Annotated in this window: 7 protein-coding genes and 2 pseudogenes; 5 read left to right on the forward strand and 4 right to left on the reverse strand. The window is 61.3% G+C overall.

The window, feature by feature from the left end:
* Positions 1–31: 31 nt before the first annotated feature.
* Positions 32–256 carry a hypothetical protein gene (locus ACFR99_RS05215; protein ID WP_390285031.1) on the reverse strand — a complete coding sequence of 75 codons (225 nt, stop codon included), beginning with the start codon at positions 254–256 and terminating at the stop codon, positions 32–34.
* A gap of 135 nt (positions 257–391) precedes the next feature.
* On the opposite strand from ACFR99_RS05215, the gene ACFR99_RS05220 reads away from it, so the two are divergent.
* A complete protein-coding gene (locus ACFR99_RS05220) occupies positions 392–712 on the forward strand; it encodes a hypothetical protein (RefSeq protein WP_390285033.1) in 321 nt (106 codons plus the stop codon).
* A 103-nt stretch (positions 713–815) separates the two neighbouring features.
* The gene (locus ACFR99_RS05225) at positions 816–1,019 is read left to right on the forward strand and encodes a hypothetical protein (RefSeq protein ID WP_138781617.1); all 204 of its coding nucleotides are present in this window, start codon (positions 816–818) and stop codon (positions 1,017–1,019) included.
* Here the strand turns inward: ACFR99_RS05225 and ACFR99_RS05230 are convergent, their stop codons facing one another.
* Positions 1,020–2,261: a CobW family GTP-binding protein gene (locus ACFR99_RS05230; protein ID WP_390285035.1), complete on the reverse strand. Its 1,242-nt coding sequence runs from the start codon at positions 2,259–2,261 to the stop codon at positions 1,020–1,022.
* A gap of 74 nt (positions 2,262–2,335) precedes the next feature.
* Here ACFR99_RS05230 and ACFR99_RS05235 point away from each other — a divergent pair, with 74 nt between their 5' ends.
* The gene (locus tag ACFR99_RS05235) at positions 2,336–2,632 is read left to right on the forward strand and encodes a DUF7990 family protein (RefSeq protein WP_390285037.1); all 297 of its coding nucleotides are present in this window, start codon (positions 2,336–2,338) and stop codon (positions 2,630–2,632) included.
* 110 nt (positions 2,633–2,742) lie between these two features.
* Here ACFR99_RS05235 and ACFR99_RS05240 read toward each other — a convergent pair.
* Positions 2,743–3,492: pseudogene (locus tag ACFR99_RS05240) on the reverse strand (RNA-guided endonuclease TnpB family protein); the annotation flags it as partial.
* A gap of 63 nt (positions 3,493–3,555) precedes the next feature.
* On the opposite strand from ACFR99_RS05240, the gene ACFR99_RS05245 reads away from it, so the two are divergent.
* Positions 3,556–4,233 (forward strand): IS6 family transposase, encoded by a 678-nt coding sequence (locus tag ACFR99_RS05245; RefSeq protein ID WP_390285039.1) that lies wholly within the window; start codon positions 3,556–3,558, stop codon positions 4,231–4,233.
* 8 nt (positions 4,234–4,241) lie between these two features.
* Here ACFR99_RS05245 and ACFR99_RS05250 read toward each other — a convergent pair.
* Positions 4,242–4,730, reverse strand: a pseudogene (locus ACFR99_RS05250) (RNA-guided endonuclease TnpB family protein); the annotation flags it as partial.
* A gap of 173 nt (positions 4,731–4,903) precedes the next feature.
* Here ACFR99_RS05250 and ACFR99_RS05255 point away from each other — a divergent pair.
* On the forward strand, positions 4,904–5,878 hold the full coding sequence (locus ACFR99_RS05255; RefSeq protein WP_390285041.1) for an ArsA family ATPase: 975 nt from the start codon (positions 4,904–4,906) through the stop codon (positions 5,876–5,878).
* Positions 5,879–6,049 lie beyond the last annotated feature (171 nt).

Below are 6,049 nucleotides of genomic sequence, written 5' to 3' on the forward strand. Positions count from 1 at the left end.
GTCGGCAGGCAGTCAGTTCCAACCGGCGCCATTACGACATCGTCACGAGATACGTCATCGCAAACAGGAGTATCGCCGCCGTTGCGACGTTGACGAGTCCGAACTCGAGAAAGCCCAGATACGACAGCCCCCAGACAATCGTCCATCCAAAGAGCGTCGACAGGACCGCGTTCATCACGAGCAGGACGCGAGGGTCGCCCTCCGAGGACGCCACGCCGGCCTCGAACCCGTCCGCGTCGGCATCGCCATCGCTCATACAGGGAGACGTTGGCACCGCTACTTAACTGTTCGCCGTCAGAATTTCGCAGGTTCGCCGACTGAGTCGGCTGTTCTGTCCGGAACCTGAGAAGACACGGTATAGCTCTTTGCCCCTCGAGAGCGAACGGCGCGTATGCACCTTCGCAATCGTCACGGAACACCCGTCGACCCGGTGCCGTTCGTCGTGGTCGTCGGGCTCACGTTTATGGTCGTGCTGTCGTTCGGCCCGCTGTACGGACTGGAACTGGGACTGGCCCTCGAGACGGCGATCGTACTCTCGGCTGCGCTGTTCGCCGTCGCCGCCGTCGCCGCCTTCTATCGGCAGGTCTGGACGTTTCGGCCGGAGGTTGCCGGCAGCGTTCCGTCGGCGATCCGCGCCGAGCGACTGTTTTATCTCATTCCGATTCTCGCGGCGCTCATCGTTGCGCTATCAGTGCCGTTAGTAGTCGGGTAGTGACGGGACGACGATCGCGTTCCGCGTCCGTCACGACACCACCATCGCCCAAGTATGAGGTGTGGTCACATCCCTTATTGGCCTTGCCCACGAACGGACGAGTATGGGACTCATCGAGTCGGTGAAAACAGCCCTCGCCTCACCCACTCCGAAGAATCGGCCCGATGACGGCTCCGACGGGGCCTACTGGTGTGACGACTGCGGCGTCCGGATCAGGGACGTCGACCTCGAGGGAGAGCCGGTCTGTCCGGACTGCGGTGCCGAGATGCGCTTCGAGCGGTCGACCGGCCGGAGCTGTGCGTGCTGATCACGGCTCGCGGACGACGACCTCGTCGCCCTGCTCGTCGGGGAAGGGGCCCTCGAGCGACGCGTCCCACTCCTCGTCGGTGACCAGTGTGTCCTCGAGCGCATCCCGCAGTGCTGATTCGTCGTAGTCGGTGCCGATGAACACGAGTTCGGTCCGTCGGTCACCGTGCTCGTCGTGCCACTGGAGGTCGGGCCGGTTCGACCGGTACATATCACGTTCGATCTCGGGGAGGCTCGCGATCCAGGGGCCCTGCGCGGTGGCGCGGATCGACGGCCCGGCCTGGGCGACCGCGACTCGCATGTCGTTGTCGGCGATCCAGGCGGTTCCCTTCGAGCGGACGATAGCCGGCGGGAGGTCTTCGAGGAACGCGGCGAATCGCTCGGGATGGAACGGCCGTCGGCGGCGGTAGACGAACGAGGTGACGCCGTAGACCTCGTCGGGATGGTGATGGTCGTGGTGGCCGTCATCGTCGTCCGCGTGCCCGTGGTGGTCACCAGAACTCTCGTGCCCGTGGTCGTCGGCCGACTCGAGCGCGCGTTTCCAGCCCGGGAGGTCGTTTACGCGGCCGGGGTCGAACAGCGCCGCGCCGAGCAGCCGGTCGGGATCGACCGCGGCGAACTCGGTGCGGATCGTCTCGGCGTCCGGTTGGAGTGCGTTGACGAGTTCTTCGGCCTCGGCGAGCTGTTCGTCGGTACACAGGTCGGCCTTGTTGAGCAAGACGATATTCGATACCTCGACCTGCTCGACGAGCAGATCCGAGAGCGGGCGGTCGTCCTCGTTCCCCCGGCGCTGTGGCGTCCCCTCCCCCGCGAAGGCCTCGAGAAAGGCGGGCGTGTCGAGGACGGTCACCAGCGTGTCGACGTCGTACAGCGCCGCGACGCGGGATTCGGTCGTGAACAGCCGCGCGACGGGGGCGGGCTCGGAGATGCCCGACGACTCGACGATGAGGTGGTCGAACGAGCGGTCGCGAGCCAGCCGGACCACGGCGGTCTCGAGATCGTCCTGCAGTTCACAGCAGATACAGCCGTTCGAGAGTTCGGCGACGCCATCATCGAGTTCGAGTTCCGATCCCTCGGCGACGAGTTCGGCGTCGACGTTGACTTCGCCCATGTCGTTGACGAGGACGGCCAGCGTCCGGTCGCCCGCGTGCGACAGCAGGTGATTGAGTAACGTCGTCTTGCCGGCGCCCAGACTGCCCGAGAGGATCGTTACCGGAATCCCCTCGTCCGTGTTCGTCTCCATGTCCGGCCACAGGGACCCCAGCGCCTTGAAACCGAGCCACGAGGGTTTTTAGCGTGCAGCACGGATGGACGAACATGAATCTGGCCGACCGGATCGACGCGTTTCGTGAGACGCTCGAGGAGTGGCTGCGGGGGCTCTATCACGGCATGATCTCGCATCCGGCCTACGAGAAGATCGAGAAGGAAGCCGAAGACGTCGAGGACGCGTTCATTCTGGCGTGTTTCCCGGACGCCTTCGGCATTCCGTCGCCCGTTTCGTACTACACGGCAGAGCTGCTTCCCTACCTCGAAGACGAGTTCGAGGCCTGGGAGCGGCGGCTGTGGGACCGTGGCACGTACCTCGAACGAAAGGGTCAGCAGTACCACTTCTAGTGACATCCTATCCGCCGTACACGGAGAGGGACATTCGGTCCCTCAGGCGGTCGGGCGTAGCCCGACGACGACGGGACTTTCCCTACAAGGGGAATCCAATCTGCCAGGTTTCAGTCCGTGTCGGACGCGAGCGTCATCTGTGAGGATTTCTCACTCGTCTCGCGGTGGGCTGTGGCGCTGTCACAGGCGCTCCCATTCCGTGGCGAGTCATCGCATTCCGGTTCCCAAGGAACGCTCTCTCCCCACGGATCGGCGCGAGCAGCGATGTTCGCTGCTGCGTTGATATCTGCTTGGAACTTAGTTACGTGGCAGTCGTCATGTGGACACACAAACTCTGCTTGCTTGTCTCGGCGACCGAGTCGGTTACAGGCGTGACACGTCTGCGACGTATACGCTGCATCGATGTACTTGACCGGGATGCCCATCTCAGTCGCCTTGTCCTCGATTCTCCCTTGAAGCCGGGCGAATGCCCATGCGTGAAGGCGACGGTTCATGCGTTTTCCGTAGTCGAGGTTCTCACGGATGTACGTCAGGTCCTCGAGTACGATCACTGAATCGTCGAACTTCGTGGCGTACTCGACGGCTTCTCGAGACGCCTTCTCGACGATATCAGTGAGCGCGTTTTGGTAGTGATCGAACCGCTCGTCAATCCGCCACTCGGCAGCGTCACGTTCTTGTAGGCGCGTCAGTGTCGTGTGCATCTCTTTTCTGAGATGTCGCGCTCGACTGCCACTGGCGACTATCGGTTTCCGTGGTACGTCGCATTTGAGGGCACAGCCCGTAATCAATGCGCTCTCGCCGATATCAAGACCAATATACGTTGGGTCGTCCGAACTGGTCGGTTCGTCGACTGAGTACTTGACGGGGCACTGTCTAGTTGAGCCAGTTTGAGAAGTGAGCAGGTCGTAATGTTGAGTTGGTTGATGCTCGCAGACCTGCTCAACGAGAGCTATGAGACGGATTTAGAAGAATCTTGGGAGAACGAGCGGACGGCGACGCCTATCAGGGCGTTCGCCGTCCGCCTCCATCAGACGGGTTGTTCGCTTCGGGAGACAACAACGATTCTCGCCGAATTAGGCATTGAACGCTCTCACGGAGCGGTCTGGAACTGGGTTCATCGGCTAGCTGACAGCGGACGCGACCCGCCGACGGCATCGCCGTCGCGGGTCGCTGTCGACGAAACTGCTGTCAAGATCAACGGCGAGTGGTCTTGGCTGTACGCTGCAATAGACATCGAGACAAAAGTGATTCTTGGCGTTGCATTGTTTAGTCGACATGGCACTGATCCGGCGGCTGCGTTTCTGCAGAAACTCCGCGAGAAACACGATCTCTCCGAGGCTGAGTTTCTCGTCGATCAATTTGGCTATCGGACTGCCCTCTCTCGAGTCGGACTGAGCGGTCGGGTCAACTATACCGACCGAAACCTCATCGAAAAGTGGTTTCACACCCTCAAAATGCGTATCGACCGCTTCCATAATTCATGGGTGGGCAGTCGGGCGAGCGTCCGAGAGTGGATTGAACAGTTCGTACATTACTACAACCACCAAAGACCGCATCAAACTCTCGACGGAAACGTGCCAGTCGAGGAGGTGCAGAACTAGACAGTGCCCTTGACGGTAACGTGTAATTCCCACGACACCCGGTGACGCTGAAGGCGGAGTTCACCCGCGTTCGCCTCGTCATTTAGTAAGTCAAACCACAAGGATTCCTGCTTAGGATTGATTCGAAGCGGAATCCAGAAGTTCGTCCCTCGTCCGGGCATCGGTACCTGCCAGACAAAGCCGTATTCGCGCTCGTCGGAGTAGTCGAACTTCGCAGCACGGTTGACGAGTCGGAGCGGATGTTCGTCATCGAGTTCACATGCGTTGTACGTCTTCCGAAGCTTTGGGACGTAGGACTTGAGCGCGTCCTTGGCTTGGTACGGCAGATTGTAGGGGGTAACGATATCGTTGACGGCAGACATCGTATTCGCCCTTGCGTCGAATGCGTCATGAAGTGCGTCTCGGTAAGTGTCCAAGAGTCTCTGAAGGCGTTGCTCTTTGCCCTTCGTGGGCGTAGCGAGTGTGGCCTGTAACGTTTTCGTCACCGTCTCGGACACACATTTCAATACACCTTGATCAAACTTAATAATATCGGATGTCATGGAAAGGAAGTATGGTTTACGCGCAAGAACAGTTGGGATCCAAAAGGGGCGACTGATCGGTGGACAGCATAGCCAAGCGACGCGATTCCCACTAGGCCTTTAGGCTGGGGTTCCTTTGCTGTGTAAAGATGGAACCGTTCGTCTTCTTCGGCGGCAAGGGCGGCGTCGGCAAGACGACGGTGTCGTGTGCCTACGGGCTCAAGTGCGCCCGCGACGGCCACCGCACCCTCGTCGTCTCGACCGACCCGGCCCACTCCGTCACGGATGTCTTCGACCAGCCGTTCGACGACTCGCCGCGGCCGGTCGAGGGAATCGAGGGGTTAGAGGCCATGCAGATCGATCCCGAGGACGAGGTCACCCGGCACCTAAACGAGATTCGGCAGGACCTCTCCGAGCAGGTGTCGGCGTCGATGGTCAACGAGATCAATCGGCAACTCGAGATGGCCCACGGGACGCCGGGAGCATACGAATCGGCACTGTTCGACCGGTTCGTCGACGTGATGCGCAACGCCGAGCCCTACGACCGCGTCGTCTTCGACACCTCGCCGACGGGCAGCACGCTTCGACTGCTCGGCCTACCTGAGCTGCTCGAGGGGTGGATCGACCGGCTGATGTACAAGCGCCGGACGAGTATCGACCTCTTCGAGAAGGCCGCAGTCGGTAACAACGAACCACGCCGCGTGATGGAGGGCGATCCCGTCCTCGCGCGCCTCCAGGAGCGCAAGGAGTTCTTCGAGTTCGCCGGCGCAGCGCTGCACGACGACGCAGCCTTTTTCCTCGTCCTGAACCCGGACGAACTCTCGCTCAACGAGACCGAGCGCGCGATCGACGACTTACGGGAGAAAGACCTCGAGGTTCGCGGCCTCGTCGCCAACAAACTCACGCCGTCGCCCGACCCCGACGAGAACGGCCGCGGCGCACGCTACCTCCGCGAGCGCGTCGCGACGGAGGAGGAACGCCTCGAGACGATCCGATCCGAGTTCGAGCCGCCGCTGGTCGCCGAGATCGGCTGGCGAAGTTCGGAGGTCAAAGGCGACCTGTTAGACGACGTCGCCGCGGAACTCGATATCGAGACGGCAGTCGAACCGCCGACGCACGTCTAGAGCGAGTCGCATCGGCCACGGGCCAGTTTTCGGTTCTTTTGCTACGGCTTCTCGTACCACTCCGCCGGCGGACAGAAACCCGTTTCGGCGGTCCGCACCACGGACGAACAATGAGTACGAGTTACCGGATCGGACTCGTCGGCAAACCCTCCGTCGGCAAGTCCTCTTTCT

This window comes from Haloarchaeobius amylolyticus (assembly GCF_042678045.1).
GTDB lineage: Archaea > Halobacteriota > Halobacteria > Halobacteriales > Natrialbaceae > Natrinema > Natrinema amylolyticus_A.

Bases quoted from the DNA above. Each gene is read 5' to 3' on its own strand.
- ACFR99_RS05215 (WP_390285031.1), bottom strand. From the start codon at position 256: ATGAGCGATGGCGATGCCGACGCGGACGGGTTCGAGGCCGGCGTGGCG.
- ACFR99_RS05220 (WP_390285033.1), top strand. From the start codon at position 392: ATGCACCTTCGCAATCGTCACGGAACACCCGTCGACCCGGTGCCGTTC.
- ACFR99_RS05225 (WP_138781617.1), top strand. From the start codon at position 816: ATGGGACTCATCGAGTCGGTGAAAACAGCCCTCGCCTCACCCACTCCG.
- ACFR99_RS05230 (WP_390285035.1), bottom strand. From the start codon at position 2,261: ATGGAGACGAACACGGACGAGGGGATTCCGGTAACGATCCTCTCGGGC.
- ACFR99_RS05235 (WP_390285037.1), top strand. From the start codon at position 2,336: ATGAATCTGGCCGACCGGATCGACGCGTTTCGTGAGACGCTCGAGGAG.
- ACFR99_RS05245 (WP_390285039.1), top strand. From the start codon at position 3,556: ATGCTCGCAGACCTGCTCAACGAGAGCTATGAGACGGATTTAGAAGAA.
- ACFR99_RS05255 (WP_390285041.1), top strand. From the start codon at position 4,904: ATGGAACCGTTCGTCTTCTTCGGCGGCAAGGGCGGCGTCGGCAAGACG.